Raw genomic sequence first — 14,292 nt, 5'->3', positions numbered from 1 at the left:
GATCCCGTATCCGCTCCGCCGCCGGCCCGGCCCTCCGCCGCCCCGTCCCGCACAGCAGAAAGAACCCCCTTCCCATGGCCATCCAGTGGTTCCCCGGTCACATGCATTCCACGCGCAAGGCGATCGGAGAGCGCATCAAGGACATCGATGTAGTGATCGAGCTGCTCGACGCGCGCCTGCCGGGCTCCAGTGCCAACCCGCTGCTGTCGGAGCTGACCGGCCACCGGCCCACGCTCAAGGTGCTGAACAAGCAGGATGCGGCCGATGCCGCGCGCACGCCGGACTGGCTGGCCTGGTACAACGCGCGGCCCGACACGCGCGCCATCGCGCTCGATACGTCCGAGCCCGCGCCCGCGCGCCGGCTCATCGATGGCTGCCACCAGCTCGCGCCCCAGCGCGGCGGCATGGCCAAGCCCATGCGGGTGCTGATCTGCGGGATCCCGAACGTGGGCAAATCCACGCTGATCAACACGCTCACCGGCAAGACGCAGGCCAAGACGGGCGACGAGGCCGGCATCACCAAGCTGGAGCAGCGCATCACGCTGGCCGACGATTTCTACCTGTGGGATACGCCCGGCATGCTCTGGCCCCGCATCACGGTGCCCGAGAGCGGCTACAAGCTCGCCGCGAGCGGCGCCGTGGGCAAGAACGCCTACGACGAGGAAGAGGTGGCGCTGGAGCTGCTGGCCTACCTGCAGCGGCACTACGCGGCGCTCCTGGATGCGCGCTACCGGCTGGGACTGGATGCGGCCGCAATCTCCGCCCTGCATGACGATGAGCTGCTGACGCTGATCGCCCGCAAGCGCGGCGCGGTGATGTCGGGTGGCCGGGCCAACCTGCAGAAGGCGGCCGAACTGGTGCTGACGGATTTCCGCGGCGCGGTGCTGGGCCGCATCACGCTGGAGACGCCGCCGGAATTCGAGGCCTGGAGGGCCGCGGCCGACGTGCAGGAAGCGGAGCGGGCCGCGAAAAAGGCCGAACGCGAGGCCCGCCGCAAGGGCCGGCCGCTGCCCGGGGCTTCCGAACGGGACGGCGCCTAGACCCCGGCTTGCCGCTGGGGGCCGATGGGCCCGCTCGGGGCGGGCAGAGGTCAGGTGCGTTCGCCCTGCACCACGATCTTGCCCTCCTTGGCGTAGCGCTCGAACTGGTCGCGCGGAATGGCCGCGAGACCGGCGGCGTTCTCGCCGTGCTCCTTCCAGCTCAGGGTCACGCTGTCGTCCGCGTGCGTGAGTTCGACGGGGCCCTCCGGGATGCGGATGGGCATGCCGTCGCCCTCGCGGTAGGTCACCTCGCCGTGGATGGTGGCTGATTCTTCGTGCATGGGGCGGTCCTCCTCGCTGTGGGTGGTGGGGTGGGGCCGGCCGCGCGGCATGCGGGCCCGGACGCCCCATTACACCGGTGCCTGCCGGGCAGCGCCTGTCGGACCGCGCCGCCACTTGATACGCGGTGTTTTTGGCTCCATGCCGCCGGATCCATTCAATTGTTTGCTATGCAATTGATAGCATTCAATGCTGCACTGCGGCATGGCGCGCCAGGCGCGCGTCGTGCCGCGCCGCCAGGCCATTGGCCACCGCGATGGCAATGCCCACCGTGCAGGTGGCACCCCAGCCGCCGTGCTGCCACGCCGCCGAGCCCAGGCCGGAGCCCAGCGCCGCACCGGTGAAGTAGCTGGTCATGTACACCGCGTTGAGGCGCGACCGCGCCTCGGGCGCCAGGGCGTAGATCACGTTCTGGTTGCTGATGTGCACGCCCTGCAGCGCCAGGTCGATGGCCAGCACGCCCGCCAGGAACCATGGCAGGCTGGCGCCGCCCAGCCACAGCGCCGCCCAGCTCGCGAGCAGCAGGCCTGCCGAGGCGCGGGTGGTCCATTGCTCGAGCCCCTGATCCGCCAGCCGGCCGGCCCAGTTGGCCATGAGGGCTCCGGCCACGCCGGCCAGCCCCACCAGCCCGATCTGCGCATCGCCCAACCGGTGCGAGGGCCCCGCGAGCATCAGCGCCATGGTCGAGAAAAGCACGCTCACCGAGCCGAACGAGAGCCCGCCGAGCAGCGCCCGGCTGCGCAGCCGCGGGTGCCGCGCCGCCAGCGTGCCCAGCGACCGCAGCACCTGCGCGTAGCTGGGCGGGTTCGGCGTGCGCAGCGTGGGCAGCGCGAACCACAGCGCCAATGCCACCGCCAGGATGGCGACGCCGCCCACGCGGTAGACCAGGCTCCAGCCACCCAGGCCCGAGAGCAGTCCGGCCACGCTGCGGGCCGCGAGGATGCCCACCAGCAGGCCGCTCATCACCAGGCCCACCGCGCGCCCGCTGCGCCCCGGCGCGGCCAGCGTGGCCGCCATCGGCACCAGCACCTGCGCCGCCACGGAGAACAGCCCCGTCATCAGCGTGCCCGCCGCCAGCAGGCCGAAGCTGCCGGCGAACCCGCTCAGGAAAAGCCCGCAGGCCGCCAGCACCATCAGGCCCACCACCAGCCGGCGCCGCTCCAGCTTGTCACCCAGCGGCACCAGCAGCAGCAGGCCCGCGGCATACGACACCTGCGCGATCGTCACCGTGAGCGCCGCGGTGCCCTCGCCCACGCCCAGTTGCACCGCGATCGAATGCAGCAGCGGCTGGTTGAAGTAGTTCGCGCCGGCGCACAGCCCGCAGGCCGTGGCCATGAGCAGCAGCACCGGGGTGGACAGGCCGGCGGAGGACGGGGAATCGGGGGCGAGGGCGGGGGCGGGGGTGCTGGATGCCATGGAGCGGGCCGGCGTGCCGGCGGACAAGAGGGTCGATGGGACGGGGCGGGGTGGAGTGGATGCGGGCGCGGCTCAGAACGTGTTCACGATCTCGCAGGGGTCGCGTTGGAGCGCAATCGGGATGAGTGGATGCTTCGGATGCGCCGCATGGGCCTGTGCCCATGCAAGCAGCCGGGGCGTCCAATCGCCCGATTTCGCTCCAACCCGAAGGGCAGTGGAGTGTGCGGGCGGTCTGCGGCGTTGCGGCGCTTGCCAATAGCCGAGCTATTGGCGGCGCACCGCGCCTTGCATCCCATCCCGCACACTCCACTGCGCGACCCCTGGGAGATCGTGAACACGTTCTCAGGGCACGGGCAGTACCGCGGTCGCGTCGATCTCGAAGAGCATGCCGTCGAGCGCCAGCCGCGGCACGGGGATCAGCGTGCAGGCGGGCATGGGCACCCCGTCGCCCCAGCAGGCGCGCAGCGCGCCGCCCAGGATGCGCAGCCGCTCTTCGGTGTGGTCCACCACCAGTACCGTGAGCTTGGCCACGTCGTGCGGCGTGGCGCCCGCGGCGGCCAGCGCCGTGCGCAGATTGGCGATGGCCAGGTGCACCTGTGCGGCAAAACCCTCGGCCAGGCGGCCCGAGGCGTCCTCGCCGCCCTGGCCGGCCACATGGACCGTGCGCACCGGTCCCTCGACGATCGCCACGTGGGAGTAGCCGTTGGGCGCGGGGTCGTAGAGCCCCGGAGGGTTGATGAAGGACAGGGCGGAACCTGCGGCGGAAGGAGCGGCGGACGAGGGCGTGGCAGTGGTCATGGACGTGAGGGAAGGATGGGAATGGCGGGGGCGGCCCGCCGCGCGCTGCGGCGCGTGCAGCGCCGTGGCGCGCGGCTGCGTTGCGGAAGGCGCGGCAAAAGGCGCGGCAAAAGGCGTGCCGCCATAGGCTCGCAGGACACACAGGGACAGCATGGTTCGCAAGGCGTGGACGGGGCCGGCGCACCGGCCGGCCTGGGTGAGAAAACGCCGCAGGTGCCTGGGCACCGCGGCGGCGTGGGGCGGAGCGCCGGCCACCGCACTTGCCAGACAGTGCCCGGAAGGCGCGGAACAGGCTGGTGGCAACCGCGTGCTGCGCAGTATCGAACCTCAACTAAACTTGAGGTCAATCCCTTTTTTCGGCCGGCCTTTCTCCCGGGCCGGTTTTCTTTTCAGGACCCCACTGCATGCCGCCTCGTTCCGCCCGGCTGGGCCCCGCGACCGGTGAGCCGCCGGCCCGTCCGTCCCGCGCCGCCACGCCCGACCTCACCGTGGGCGACGTGGCCGCGCGCAGCGGGCTGGCGGTGTCGGCGCTCCATTTCTATGAATCGAAGGGCCTGATCGCCAGCGTGCGCAGCGGCGGCAACCAGCGGCGCTACCCGCGCTCGGTGCTGCGGCGCGTGGCGGTGATCAAGATCGCCCAGCGCATGGGGCTGCCCCTTGCCACCATCGCCGAGGCACTGCGTGCGTTGCCCGAGGGCCGCACGCCCACCGTGGCCGACTGGCGGCGGCTCTCGGCCGCGTGGCGGGACGAGCTGGACGAACGCATCGCCACGCTGGCGCGGCTGCGCGACCAGCTCGATGGGTGCATCGGCTGCGGCTGCCTGTCGCTCAAGGCCTGCCCGCTGCGCAACCCCGACGACACGCTCGGAGACACCGGCGCGGGGCCGCATTTCACCGCCGACAAGCCCGCGCGCAGGCGTTGAGCCGTCCGCCCTGCCGCGGGGCGCGCCCGGGTCAGGACAGCGGGGGCGGGCCGCCGCCGGTGGAGCCGGTTTCGGTGCCCGGCTCGGAAGAAGAGCGCACGTTCTTCAGACGGCTGCGGGGATCTTTCTCCGCTGCGCGGCGGCCGTGCAGCAGCCGCTGCGCGATCGGCTCGGCGCCCAGCACCAGCAGGGCCATCACCGTGCTGAGCACCGCGGTGGCCTCGCGGCCCAGGCCGGCGGCCACACCGATGGCCGCTGTGAGCCAGATCCCGGCGGCCGTGGTCAGCCCCCGGATCTGGTGCTCGCCATCGCTTTTCAAAATCGTGCCCGCGCCCAGGAAACCCACGCCGGCGATGATGCCCTGCAGCACGCGGCTGTTGTCGGCCGGCGAGATGCCTTCCTGCTCGGCCACCAGCACGAACAGCGCCGCCCCCATCGACACCAGCATGTGCGTGCGCACGCCGGCCGCCTTGCCGCGCTGCTCGCGCTCCCAGCCGAGCAGGCCGCCCAGCAGCCCCGCCATGCCCAGTCGCACGACGATGCGCGTTGCCTGCTCCAGGTCGGGCAGGTCGGAGAACTCCCCCGCCACCGTGCTGGCGATCACCGACCACCATTCCGTCATGCGGGGACTCCATGGCCGGTGGCGCTGGGCCGGAGCAACGGGGAGGTGGCGGGGCGGGGAGGCTGGGGCATGGGGCGGGGCGGGTAGGGTCGGATGAAACGCGACGACTGTGCGCCAGCACCTCGGAACGGCGCGGCGGCGCCGGGCGCGACCGTGGGTAGGACGCCGCCGACGGCCATGCGGCCCGGCCACCGGTGTGCGTGGGGCGGATCGACCGGCCGCCCGATGCGCGTGGGGTGTCAGTTCGCCGGGCCGGGGCCGGGCTGCCAATCCATCGGCAGCACGCGCTCCAGCCAGTCGCCCAGGTCCGCGATGCCGTGCCCCGCGGGCACGGGCGCGCCGTCCAGCACCGGATGGTGCAGGCCGCTCTCCAGCACCAGCGGCTGCCCCGTGGCCGGGTGCGGCAGCGCGAGCTGCCAGGCATGCAGCCAGAGCCGCTGCAGCCCCAGGCGCTCCGCCCACCAGCGGTTGAGCGGGCCCTTGCCGTGGGTGGCGTCGCCCAGGATCGGGTGGGCGATGTGCTTGAGGTGCCGGCGGATCTGGTGCCTGCGCCCCGACTCGGGCCAGGCCTCGACCAGCGCCGCGCGCGTGGTGGCGAACCGCGCATCGCTCGGCTCGGGCCGCTCCAGCCGAGCGAGGCAGCGCAGGAGGGTGCGGGCCGGCTGCGCGGGCGCATCGGGCGGTGCATCGTCCGGGCGCAGCGCGTGGTCCACGCAGGTGGTGGCCGGTGCATGCCCGCGCACCAGTGCGAGATAGCGCTTGCGCACGCGGTGGTGCTCGAAAGCCTGCGACAGCGCACGCGCCGCATCCGCATGCAGCGCCATCACGAGCACCCCGCAGGTGCCCTTGTCGAGGCGGTGCACGGGGTACACGTGCCGGCCCAGTTGGTCGCGCAGCGCCTGCATCACGAAGCGCGTCTCGCCCGCGTCCAGGCCCGTGCGGTGCACCAGCCAGCCGGCGGGCTTGTAGACGGCGACGAGGTCATCGTCGTGCCAGAGGATCGGCAGGGGCGGGTGGCGGTCGGGCGGGGGCGTGGTCATCATCGGGCGCGCAGCATACCGGGCGCGCGGCCCGGGAGGCGGTCAGCGCAGCACGCGGCAGTTGCCGAATTCGCAGCGGATCGCCAGCGCATCCCCGCTGTCGCACGGCACGGTGTAGGTCTCGAAACCCGGCCCCTTGGCCGCCAGTGCCGCCCGTGGCTGCACGCTGCACGACTGCGCGCGCGCCAGCCGCTCGGCGCTGAAGGTGTCGGTGCCGACGGCGATGCTGGGCACCGGTGCGCGCGGGGGCGGCTCGGCGGGCAGCGCAATGGCCTGCGCCACGGGGTAGCCCGGAGCGGCGACGTACGGCCCGGCTGCATGGCCGCGGGACTGCATGCAGTTCTCGACCGCGCGGCGCCGGCGTTCCAGCGGCTGCAGGCCCTGGGTGGCCCCGAGCGCGCCGCCGGCCACGGCCCAGCCGCCCACGGTGCCGCGGCTGCCGCCCGCCGACCAGGCGAGCGAGGCCAGCACCAGCGCTCCGGTCACCATGCCGTCCAGCGTTTCCATCACCACGTCGATCTGCTGCGCATAGCGCTGGCAGGCATCCAGGTCGGCCGCGTGCTGCGCGGGATCGGCGGGCATGGAGGCGGCGGCGCCCGGCCGGGGGCCCTGCGCGGCGCAACCGGCCAGCGCCAGGGCCAGCGCGGCCACGGTCGGGGCGGCCCGGAAAGGGCGCGGGGCGCGGCGGCCGGTGTGGGGGAGGGGCATGGCGGGCTCCTGGGGCGGAAGGACGGCGGGAGGGTGCTGGACGGATGCCGGGGCAGCGCGCATTGTTCCGCGCCTGCGCGTCCGGCGCCAGCCCCGGCGGCCGCGTGGCCGACAATCGCGCACCTATGACCACGAAGAACATCGCCACCGACGCCCCCGCGCCCGCGTCCCTTCCTCCGCGCAGCCTCCTGCCCCATACGCTGCTCATGGCCCCCTCGCCCGGCGACCCATCGCCCCTGGTGCTCTACCACGGCCGCTGCGCGGACGGTTTCGGCGCCGCGCTGGCCGCGTGGCGCTACTACGGCGGGCAGGTGGAGTGCGTGGGCCTGGCCCACGGGCAGGCCCAGTCCGTGGACGATCTGCCGCCGCTCGAAGGCCGCTACGTCTACGTGCTGGATTTCTCCTTCCCCCCCGAACTGCTGCGCGCCATCGACGATCGCGCCGCGCGCCTCGTGATGCTGGACCACCACAAGAGTGCCGCCGAGCAGCTCACGGGCTTTTCCTGCCGCTGCGGCGTGGTGCATTTCGATATGGACAAGTCGGGTGCCCGGCTGGCCTGGGATTTCTTCCATCCCGATGCCCCGCTGCCCGACCTCGTGCGCTTCATCGAAGACCGCGACCTGTGGGCGTGGAAGTATCCCGATACCGCGGGCTATGTCGCGGCGCTCGACATGGAGCCCTTCGACTTCGCGCGCTGGGACGGCATCGCGCGCTTCTCGCCCGAGGCCACGCAGGCCTTCGTGGCCCGTGGACAGGCCATGGACGAGAAATTCCGCCACCTCGCCGCCGATGTGGCCGGCGGCGCGCAACCGCTCGTGTTCGACGGCGAGCAGGGCCTGATGGTCAATGCGCCGGGCGCGTTCCACAGCCTCGTGGGCGAAATGCTGTCGCAAAAGAGCGGCACCTTCGCGCTGATGTGGGCCGTGGGCAAGGACGGAAAGATCAAGATCGGCCTGCGTTCGCAGCGTGGCTACGACTGCTCGGTGCTCGCCACGCGCATGGGCGGCGGTGGGCATGCGCAGGCCTGCGGGTTCCGCATGGAGGCGGAGCGGCTGCCGGAGCTGCTGAGTGGCGTGCTGGTGTCCCGCCGGGAGGGCTGAACGCCCGGCGCGGCCCCGCCGCGCCGGGGGGAGGTCAGTGTTCGCTTTCGTACGCTTCCACGACCGCGACCTGCGTCTTGCCGACCTGGAATTTCAAGCGGTCGCTCTTGCCCAGACCCGTGGTGCCGGCCGGGTAGATCTCGATCAGGTCCTTGCTGCCTCCCCATTTCTGGACTTTGGGGAATGCCTTGGAGAGCAGCCCCAGCCACTGCGACATGGGGTCGGCGGTGATTTGTGTCTCACCGGCCAGCGTGTGGATGGTCACGAGCGCCTGCTCGGCAGCTTCCACGTCCTGGATGTTTTTGTTGATCTGTTTCTCGATTTTTGCGGTGTCGGTGACGTCCTGATAGGTCGGCATATCGGTTTCCCTCCCGGATGAATGGATTGTGTTTTGCCAGGCGCATCGGATGGTGCGCCCCGCGGGCGGATCGTAGAAGCCGCAGCGGGACCGTGGCCTTGAAAAGACCTGAATCGTCCTGAAGGCCGCAAGGGCCGCGCCCGCTACCATGCCGGCCATGCACGTCGCCATCTTCAGCAGCAAGCCCTACGATCACGCCAGCCTGGACGCGGCAAATGCTGCCCATGGCTTCCGGCTGACCTACCTCGACACCCGCCTGACCGCACAGACGGCCCTTCTTGCACGGGGCGCGCAAGCCGTGTGTGCCTTCGTCAACGACGTGCTTGATGCCCCCACACTGGAGCAGCTCGCGGCGCAGGGCGTGCGGCTCGTGGCACTGCGCTGCGCGGGCTTCAACAACGTTGACCTGGCCGCTGCGGGGCGGCTGGGGATCGTGGTGGGGCGCGTGCCGGCCTACTCGCCGCATGCTGTGGCGGAACACACGCTCGCGCTGATCCTGTCGCTGAACCGCCGCATCCACCGGGCCCACAGCCGTGTGCGCGAAGGCAAGTTCGCGCTGGACGGCCTGCTCGGGTTCGACCTGCACGGCAAGACGGCCGGCGTGGTGGGTACCGGCCGCATCGGCATCGAGGTGGTGCGCATCCTGCGCGGCTTCGGCTGCGAGGTGCTCACGCTCGATCCGCAGCCCAGCGCGGAGTGCGTGGCGTTGGGGGCGCTGGCCGCATCGGGCAAGGCCGAACTGCTGGCCCGGTCGCACATCGTCACATTGCACTGCCCGCTCACGCCCGCCACGCACCACATGATCGATAGCGAGGCCGTGTCCGCACTGCGGCCGGGTGTGATGCTCGTCAACACCAGCCGGGGCGCGCTGGTCGATACGCGGGCGGTGATCGAGGGCCTGAAGGCCGGTCGCATCGGTGCGCTGGGCTTGGACGTGTACGAGGAAGAGGCCGACCTGTTCTTCGAGGACCTGTCGGGCAGCGCCATCCAGGACGACGTGTTCGCGCGCTTGCTGACGTTTCCCAATGTGCTGGTCACCGGCCACCAGGGATTTTTCACGCGCGAGGCGCTGAAGGCCATTGCCGAGACCACTCTCGCCAACATCGCCGCGTTCCGGCAGGGCGGGCGGCCGCTGTACCCGGTCGAGGCGCCGCCGCAGGGTTGATGCGGTTGCGCCAGCGCCGAAGCCGAAGGCGCGTCACGCCAGCCGCAAATCTTTCGCCTTCGCGCCGGGAAACACCCGCGCGAGCGATGCGCCGTTCAGCCCGTACATGCGCCCGAAGATCCCGCCCAGCACGCCGCGGTAGTCGTTGAGCACGGGGTAGTCGCGGTTCTGGAACAGCGTGGTGGCCGTGAGCGCCTGCTGCTCGCCCGCCACGCGGCCGCCCGCGATGCCGCCGCCCAGCACCCACATGACGCTGCCGTGGCCGTGGTCGGTGCCGCGGTTGCCGTTCTCGCGGAAGGTGCGGCCGAATTCGCTGATGGCGACCACCGTGGTGCGGCTCCAGGCGGGGCCCATCTCGTCGGCGAAGGCGGCCAGGCCCCGGCCCAGTTCCTCGAAGCGGTTGGCGAGCGCGCCGGTGGCGTTGCCCTGGCCCACGTGCGTGTCCCAGCCGCCCACGTCCACGAAGCCGAGGTTGTAGCGCGTCTGCATGAGCCGGGCCATGCGCCGGGCGGTGCCCTCGAAGCCCTTGGTGCTGAGCGCGTTGCGGCTGGCCGCGTCCATCTCGCCCTGCATGGTGCGGGCCACCTCGTCGCGGGTCTGGAAGCCCTCGGCCACCGGGCCGGCGAGCGGCGTGCCCTGGTACATGGAGGCGATCAGCCCGGCCTGGCGCTCGTCGATGCCGGGCTTGCCCGCGCCCGCCGCGGCCAGCGCGGTGTTGGGCACGTCGTAGCCGCCGCGCAGCACCAGCGGCAGCGTGTCGGTGAAGGCCAGGGGCGAGAGGTGGTCGTGCCAGCGCGGCTGGGCTCCGAGTTCGGTGGCCAGGCGGTTCAGGAAGCCCGAGCGGTAGTCGCGCCGCCCGCCCACGGGCTGGCCCAGCTCGATGCTGTCCTGCGTGTCGAAGTGGCTGCGCGTGAGGTCTTCGGTGCCGGAGAACGGCACGAACGCGACCTGCTTCTTCGCGTAGAGGGGCTGCAGCGACCCCGCGAGCGCGGGGTGCAGGCCCCAGTCGGCGGTGAGGGGCAGCGCGCTGCCCTCGCCGCTGCCCGGGCGCGCGATGGCGATGTTGGGGCGCGTCTCGTAGTAGTAGTCGCTCGCGGTGGGCACGAGCAGGCTGGCGCAGTCGTAGCCGCCGCGCAGGAAGACCAGCAGAAAGCGCGCGTCGGTGGCGCCCTGCGGCGTGGCGGCCAGGCTGGCCTGCAGCACGCCGGGCGCGGCCAGGGCGGCGAGGGCCTGCAGGCAGTGGCGCCGCGTGGGCGCGAAGCCGCCGGCAGGGGACGGGGCATGCGGGGGGACGTGGGGGTGTGTCATGGCGGGCCTTTCCTGGACGATGGGGCGGGCGCGGTGCGGTAGGGGGCCGGGTGTTGCCGCGGGGCTGGCCCGGCGTGGGCGGGTGCGCCGCAGGAGCGCACGGACCCAACGCCCGGCCCGGACCTCAGGCGTACATGAATTCCGGCGCAGAAAGCAAGAAAGTGTTCCATTCCGCCGGCGAGGCGGCGCGGGCCAGCGCAACGCGCGTGGCGGGCGCGAGCTGCGGCTCCAGCGCACGGAAGGCGGCGCTCTGCGCGATGGCGGGCGGCGGCACCTTCGGCGGCGGCGCGCCCTCGGCGCGGTAGAGCGCGCCGGTGCCGGCGCCGCCCAGGGCGCGGGCGATCTCGAAGCGCACGGCCATCTGGCCCGAGCTGGTCCAGGCCGCGGCGTCGAGTGGGTAGCCGTCCGGCGTGGCGCGGCCATAGAGCGGCTGCGCGAGCCGCTGGAGCCACGAGAGCGCCGGGTCGGGGTTGGCGAGCACGCGCTCCGAGTAGCCCAGGCGCAGGCCGGCCATCACGTACTGCACGGGATCGCGCAGCCGCGTGCCGAGCGATGCCTGGAACGCCTCGCTCGCGAACAGCGTCTGCAGCACCGCGCCGATGTGGCCGTCGCTGCGCGTGAAGCTTTCGGCCAGGGCCTGCACGAGGGTGGGCGGCGGCGCATCGCCGACGAGGTAGGCCGCGAGCTTGCGCGCCACGAAGCGTGCGGTGGCCGGCGCGCGCGCCAGCCGGTCCAGCGCTTCATCGAGTTCGGCCATGCCCTGGCCCTGCAGCGGCTGGCCCAGCAGCTCCTTGGGCTGCCAGTCGTGGCGCTGCGGGTGGAATTCATAGAGGCCGTGGCGCACGTACTGGCGCGTCCATTCGGGCTTGAGCCGGGGCGGCTGCTCGTCCAGCGGCCGCAGCGACACGCCGTGGCCCGTGAGCACGCGCGCCATTTCCTGCACGTCGTGCTGGGTGTAGCCGCCGTCGACGCCCAGCGTGTGCAGCTCCATCAGTTCGCGTGCGTAGTTCTCGTTGATGCGGCCCGCGGCGTTCTGCGCGTTGTCGAGGTAGCGCAGCATGGCCGGGTGGCGCACGGTGGCGCCCAGCAGGTCGCGGAAGCGCCCCAGCGCATGCGGGCGGATGGCGCGGTCCTCGTAGTCGCCCACCATCGCGCGGATGTCGGCCTTGCCCGCGAACACGCTGAAGTGGTTCATCCAGAACCAGGTCATCTTCTCCTGCAGCTGCGCGGGCGAGTACACGGCGCGCAGCACGAAGCGGCGCTCGGCCTCGCGCTGCAGTGTCCGCAGATCGCGCTGGTAGGCGTCCTGCGCGGCCTTGCGGGCGTCTTCGGTGGTCTCGTTCCTGATGGCCTGCTGGCGGGCCTGCAGGTCGATGGCCAGCGTTTCCATCGGCGTGCGCGTGATGGCCATGGCGTCGATCTGCGCCTGCGCCTCGGGCGGCAGCGGCGCATTCGGCGCCGGGCGCAACAGGGCGGCCAGGGTGGCGGCGGTGCCGGTGCGCTGCAGCGTGGCCAGGGCGGCGGCGTCGGCGCCCCAGGTCAGCCGGTCCAGCAGCCGCACGCCCTCGGCGGCCGTGGTGGCGGGCCCCGGCGCGGGCTCCGCGCCGCCGGCGTCGCTGCCGGCCGTGGCGGCGAAGGCGCCGGGCGGGGCGGCCAGCGTGAGCCCGGCGGCCCCGCACAGTCCCACGGCGGCGGTGGCGAGCCACTGCCGGCGGCCCGGCGAGGGCAGCGCGGGGCCCGGGCCTTGGTCTTCGTTTCCGGGGCCGCGCGGAGACGCGGCGCGCACTGCGGCGTTCACGAGGGACAGCATGGTGTTGGAGGAGGAGTGGCTGTGGGGCGCATGGTGCGCCGCCGTGCACTCGGCCGCAAGGGGCCCGGACAGGTTTTACCCGGCCGACACAGATGTATCGCCACGTGCATTCCATCTCATCAGGAGAAATGGCTCCATGCCGCCGGATCTATTCAATAGTTTGCTACTAAAAATATAGCAAATGCAGGCGCGCGCAGCCTGCCGGCCCGTGCACCGGCAGGGTCGCGGGCCTCAGCGTTCGGGGCCCACCGGGCCGGTGCCCAGGATCAGGTCCTTGAGCCGCGCGGTGGCGCGCTCGTCGTCGATGCGTCCGTGCAGGTGTTGCGTGACGATGTCGTTGATGTGCTGCTGCACCGAGCGCGGCGACAGCGCCGAGAAGGCCGCCAGCACCGTGCGGCGCATGTTGGCGCTGCGCAGGTCGCGGATGGCCTGGCGGCCGCACAGGTCGGCCCCGGTGTCGGGCACGTCCACCCGCGCCGGCGCGGCGCCGCTCGCGATCGCCATCTCGCGCTGGAAATCGATGTCCATCACCATGCGCATGAAAGCCTGCTGCGCGGCCGGCGCCACCGGCGCGTGGCGCACGAAGCCCACCTGGTCGCCGATGTAGAGCACCATGCCCTGCGTGTCCGGGAAGCGCGGGCAGAGGTAGTCGCGGCCCGCCTCCAGGCCGCGCTGGCGCAGTTCGCCGTTCAGCCAGCTGCCCTGCATCTGCAGCAGTGCCTTGCCCTGCAGCGCGAGGCTCGCGTGGCTCCAGTCGCGCGAGGCCGCGTTGGCGCGCAGGTAGGGCCGCAGTTGCGCCATGCGCGCGAAGATGCGGCGCACCACGGCCTCGTCGTAGGCCTGCCGGTCGTGCTCCAGGAAGAAGCGGCGGTAGAACTCCGCACCGCCCGCGCCGGCCGCCACCGATTCGAACCAGAACGAGGTTTCCCAGGCGTCGGCGCCGATCCCCACGGGCACGATGCCCTCCGCCTGCGCGCGCTCCAGCAGCGCGATCAGTTCGTCCCAGGTGTCGGGCACGGTGCCGCCCAGGCGGTCGAGCAGGGGTTTGTTGAACCACAGCAGGTTGGTGGAGTGCACGAAGAGCGGCGCGGCGATCCAGTGCCCGCGAAAGCGCGCCCAATCCTGCAGCGCGTAGGGCACGACCTCTTCCCAGCCCTGCTCGCGCGCCACCGCGTCCAGCGGCAGCAGCAGGCCCTTGGCGGCCAGGGGCGGCGCGCCTTCGCCGGCCGTCATCACCGCGGCGGGGCGCGGCTGGCGGTGCTGGAAGCGCTGGGTGAAGGCCGAGAGCGCCCCGTTGCCGCTGCCGCAGACCGGCTCTTCGATGGTCCAGTGCAGGCCGCGTTGCGCGAGGTGCCGCGCCAGCACCTTGCTGCGCTCGTGCTCGCCGGGGGAGGCCCAGCAGTGCCAGATGCGCAGGGGCGTGTCGGCGGGCGCCCGGGCGGCCGCGGGCGCCGCAGCGCGTGGCGGCGCCGCGGTTGCGCCAGCGTTCCAGCCGATCGCCGCGAGCAGCACGGCAACCGCGCGGGCCGCGCGCCAGGCAGGCCGCGCACCCGGCGGGTGCGGCCGGTGCGGCGCGCGCAGGAGGCCCGGCGGTGGCGTGGCGGGGGTGCCGTGGCAGGGGGCTTCGGTCATGGAGAGGCGGGCGCGGCAGGGCGGCGGCAAAAAATTGGCGCCGATTCTAGGCGCTCGCCTTCTGCGGGCCGTCCGCGGGCGGTCCGCGGCCTG

At 72.6% G+C, this 14,292-nt stretch carries 14 protein-coding genes; 4 read left to right on the top strand and 10 right to left on the bottom strand.

Annotated elements, in window-relative coordinates:
• Window positions 1–74: 74 nt before the first annotated feature.
• Window positions 75–1,040, top strand: coding sequence for a ribosome biogenesis GTPase YlqF (gene ylqF / locus BM144_RS06145; RefSeq protein WP_092950405.1), 966 nt, complete (start codon window positions 75–77; stop codon window positions 1,038–1,040).
• Window positions 1,041–1,090: 50 nt separating this feature from the next.
• On the opposite strand, the gene BM144_RS06140 is transcribed toward ylqF, so the two are convergent.
• The 3 genes from BM144_RS06140 to BM144_RS06125 form a co-directional block, all read right to left on the bottom strand.
• Entirely contained in the window at window positions 1,091–1,321 is a 231-nt protein-coding gene (locus BM144_RS06140) for a hypothetical protein (RefSeq protein WP_092950500.1), read from the bottom strand.
• 184 nt (window positions 1,322–1,505) lie between these two features.
• The gene (locus BM144_RS06135) at window positions 1,506–2,735 is read right to left on the bottom strand and encodes an MFS transporter (protein WP_092950404.1); all 1,230 of its coding nucleotides are present in this window, start codon (window positions 2,733–2,735) and stop codon (window positions 1,506–1,508) included.
• A gap of 342 nt (window positions 2,736–3,077) precedes the next feature.
• Window positions 3,078–3,533 carry a RidA family protein gene (locus tag BM144_RS06125; RefSeq protein WP_092950499.1) on the bottom strand — a complete coding sequence of 152 codons (456 nt, stop codon included), beginning with the start codon at window positions 3,531–3,533 and terminating at the stop codon, window positions 3,078–3,080.
• Window positions 3,534–3,937: 404 nt separating this feature from the next.
• Here BM144_RS06125 and soxR point away from each other — a divergent pair, with 404 nt between their 5' ends.
• Window positions 3,938–4,456 carry a redox-sensitive transcriptional activator SoxR gene (soxR, locus tag BM144_RS06120; protein ID WP_092950403.1) on the top strand — a complete coding sequence of 173 codons (519 nt, stop codon included), beginning with the start codon at window positions 3,938–3,940 and terminating at the stop codon, window positions 4,454–4,456.
• Window positions 4,457–4,487: 31 nt separating this feature from the next.
• Here the strand turns inward: soxR and BM144_RS06115 are convergent, their stop codons facing one another.
• The 3 genes from BM144_RS06115 to BM144_RS06105 all read right to left on the bottom strand — a co-directional run bounded on the left by BM144_RS06115 (window position 4,488) and on the right by BM144_RS06105 (window position 6,826).
• On the bottom strand, window positions 4,488–5,078 hold the full coding sequence (locus BM144_RS06115; RefSeq protein ID WP_092950402.1) for an MgtC/SapB family protein: 591 nt from the start codon (window positions 5,076–5,078) through the stop codon (window positions 4,488–4,490).
• A 239-nt stretch (window positions 5,079–5,317) separates the two neighbouring features.
• Window positions 5,318–6,118 (bottom strand): pseudouridine synthase, encoded by an 801-nt coding sequence (locus BM144_RS06110; protein ID WP_092950498.1) that lies wholly within the window; start codon window positions 6,116–6,118, stop codon window positions 5,318–5,320.
• Between the two features lie 42 nt (window positions 6,119–6,160).
• The gene (locus BM144_RS06105; RefSeq protein ID WP_245783555.1) at window positions 6,161–6,826 is read right to left on the bottom strand and encodes a complement resistance protein TraT; all 666 of its coding nucleotides are present in this window, start codon (window positions 6,824–6,826) and stop codon (window positions 6,161–6,163) included.
• Between the two features lie 125 nt (window positions 6,827–6,951).
• Between BM144_RS06105 and BM144_RS06100 the strand changes: the two genes are divergently transcribed.
• Entirely contained in the window at window positions 6,952–7,926 is a 975-nt protein-coding gene (locus BM144_RS06100; protein ID WP_092950496.1) for a DHH family phosphoesterase, read from the top strand.
• Window positions 7,927–7,960: 34 nt separating this feature from the next.
• On the opposite strand, the gene BM144_RS06095 is transcribed toward BM144_RS06100, so the two are convergent.
• Window positions 7,961–8,284: a hypothetical protein gene (locus tag BM144_RS06095; RefSeq protein ID WP_092950401.1), complete on the bottom strand. Its 324-nt coding sequence runs from the start codon at window positions 8,282–8,284 to the stop codon at window positions 7,961–7,963.
• 157 nt (window positions 8,285–8,441) lie between these two features.
• On the opposite strand from BM144_RS06095, the gene BM144_RS06090 reads away from it, so the two are divergent.
• On the top strand, window positions 8,442–9,449 hold the full coding sequence (locus tag BM144_RS06090; protein ID WP_092950400.1) for a 2-hydroxyacid dehydrogenase: 1,008 nt from the start codon (window positions 8,442–8,444) through the stop codon (window positions 9,447–9,449).
• Between the two features lie 33 nt (window positions 9,450–9,482).
• On the opposite strand, the gene BM144_RS06085 is transcribed toward BM144_RS06090, so the two are convergent.
• The 3 genes from BM144_RS06085 to BM144_RS06075 all read right to left on the bottom strand — a co-directional run bounded on the left by BM144_RS06085 (window position 9,483) and on the right by BM144_RS06075 (window position 14,199).
• Window positions 9,483–10,757, bottom strand: a complete 1,275-nt coding sequence (locus BM144_RS06085; protein ID WP_092950399.1) for a DUF1501 domain-containing protein — start codon at window positions 10,755–10,757, stop codon at window positions 9,483–9,485.
• Window positions 10,758–10,881: 124 nt separating this feature from the next.
• Window positions 10,882–12,567: a DUF1800 domain-containing protein gene (locus tag BM144_RS06080; RefSeq protein WP_092950398.1), complete on the bottom strand. Its 1,686-nt coding sequence runs from the start codon at window positions 12,565–12,567 to the stop codon at window positions 10,882–10,884.
• A gap of 231 nt (window positions 12,568–12,798) precedes the next feature.
• Window positions 12,799–14,199 (bottom strand): ABC transporter substrate-binding protein, encoded by a 1,401-nt coding sequence (locus BM144_RS06075; RefSeq protein ID WP_092950397.1) that lies wholly within the window; start codon window positions 14,197–14,199, stop codon window positions 12,799–12,801.
• Between the last annotated feature and the right edge of the window lie 93 nt (window positions 14,200–14,292).

It is taken from the genome of Paracidovorax konjaci, assembly GCF_900112675.1.
GTDB lineage: Bacteria > Pseudomonadota > Gammaproteobacteria > Burkholderiales > Burkholderiaceae_C > Paracidovorax > Paracidovorax konjaci.
This window is presented reverse-complemented; position numbering and strand designations above follow the sequence as displayed.

Coding starts and splice junctions, on each gene's coding strand:
- ylqF (WP_092950405.1), top strand. CDS start 75: ATGGCCATCCAGTGGTTCCCCGGTCACATGCATTCCACGCGCAAGGCG.
- BM144_RS06140 (WP_092950500.1), bottom strand. CDS start 1,321: ATGCACGAAGAATCAGCCACCATCCACGGCGAGGTGACCTACCGCGAG.
- BM144_RS06135 (WP_092950404.1), bottom strand. CDS start 2,735: ATGGCATCCAGCACCCCCGCCCCCGCCCTCGCCCCCGATTCCCCGTCC.
- BM144_RS06125 (WP_092950499.1), bottom strand. CDS start 3,533: ATGACCACTGCCACGCCCTCGTCCGCCGCTCCTTCCGCCGCAGGTTCC.
- soxR (WP_092950403.1), top strand. CDS start 3,938: ATGCCGCCTCGTTCCGCCCGGCTGGGCCCCGCGACCGGTGAGCCGCCG.
- BM144_RS06115 (WP_092950402.1), bottom strand. CDS start 5,078: ATGACGGAATGGTGGTCGGTGATCGCCAGCACGGTGGCGGGGGAGTTC.
- BM144_RS06110 (WP_092950498.1), bottom strand. CDS start 6,118: ATGACCACGCCCCCGCCCGACCGCCACCCGCCCCTGCCGATCCTCTGG.
- BM144_RS06105 (WP_245783555.1), bottom strand. CDS start 6,826: ATGCCCCTCCCCCACACCGGCCGCCGCGCCCCGCGCCCTTTCCGGGCC.
- BM144_RS06100 (WP_092950496.1), top strand. CDS start 6,952: ATGACCACGAAGAACATCGCCACCGACGCCCCCGCGCCCGCGTCCCTT.
- BM144_RS06095 (WP_092950401.1), bottom strand. CDS start 8,284: ATGCCGACCTATCAGGACGTCACCGACACCGCAAAAATCGAGAAACAG.
- BM144_RS06090 (WP_092950400.1), top strand. CDS start 8,442: ATGCACGTCGCCATCTTCAGCAGCAAGCCCTACGATCACGCCAGCCTG.
- BM144_RS06085 (WP_092950399.1), bottom strand. CDS start 10,757: ATGACACACCCCCACGTCCCCCCGCATGCCCCGTCCCCTGCCGGCGGC.
- BM144_RS06080 (WP_092950398.1), bottom strand. CDS start 12,567: ATGCTGTCCCTCGTGAACGCCGCAGTGCGCGCCGCGTCTCCGCGCGGC.
- BM144_RS06075 (WP_092950397.1), bottom strand. CDS start 14,199: ATGACCGAAGCCCCCTGCCACGGCACCCCCGCCACGCCACCGCCGGGC.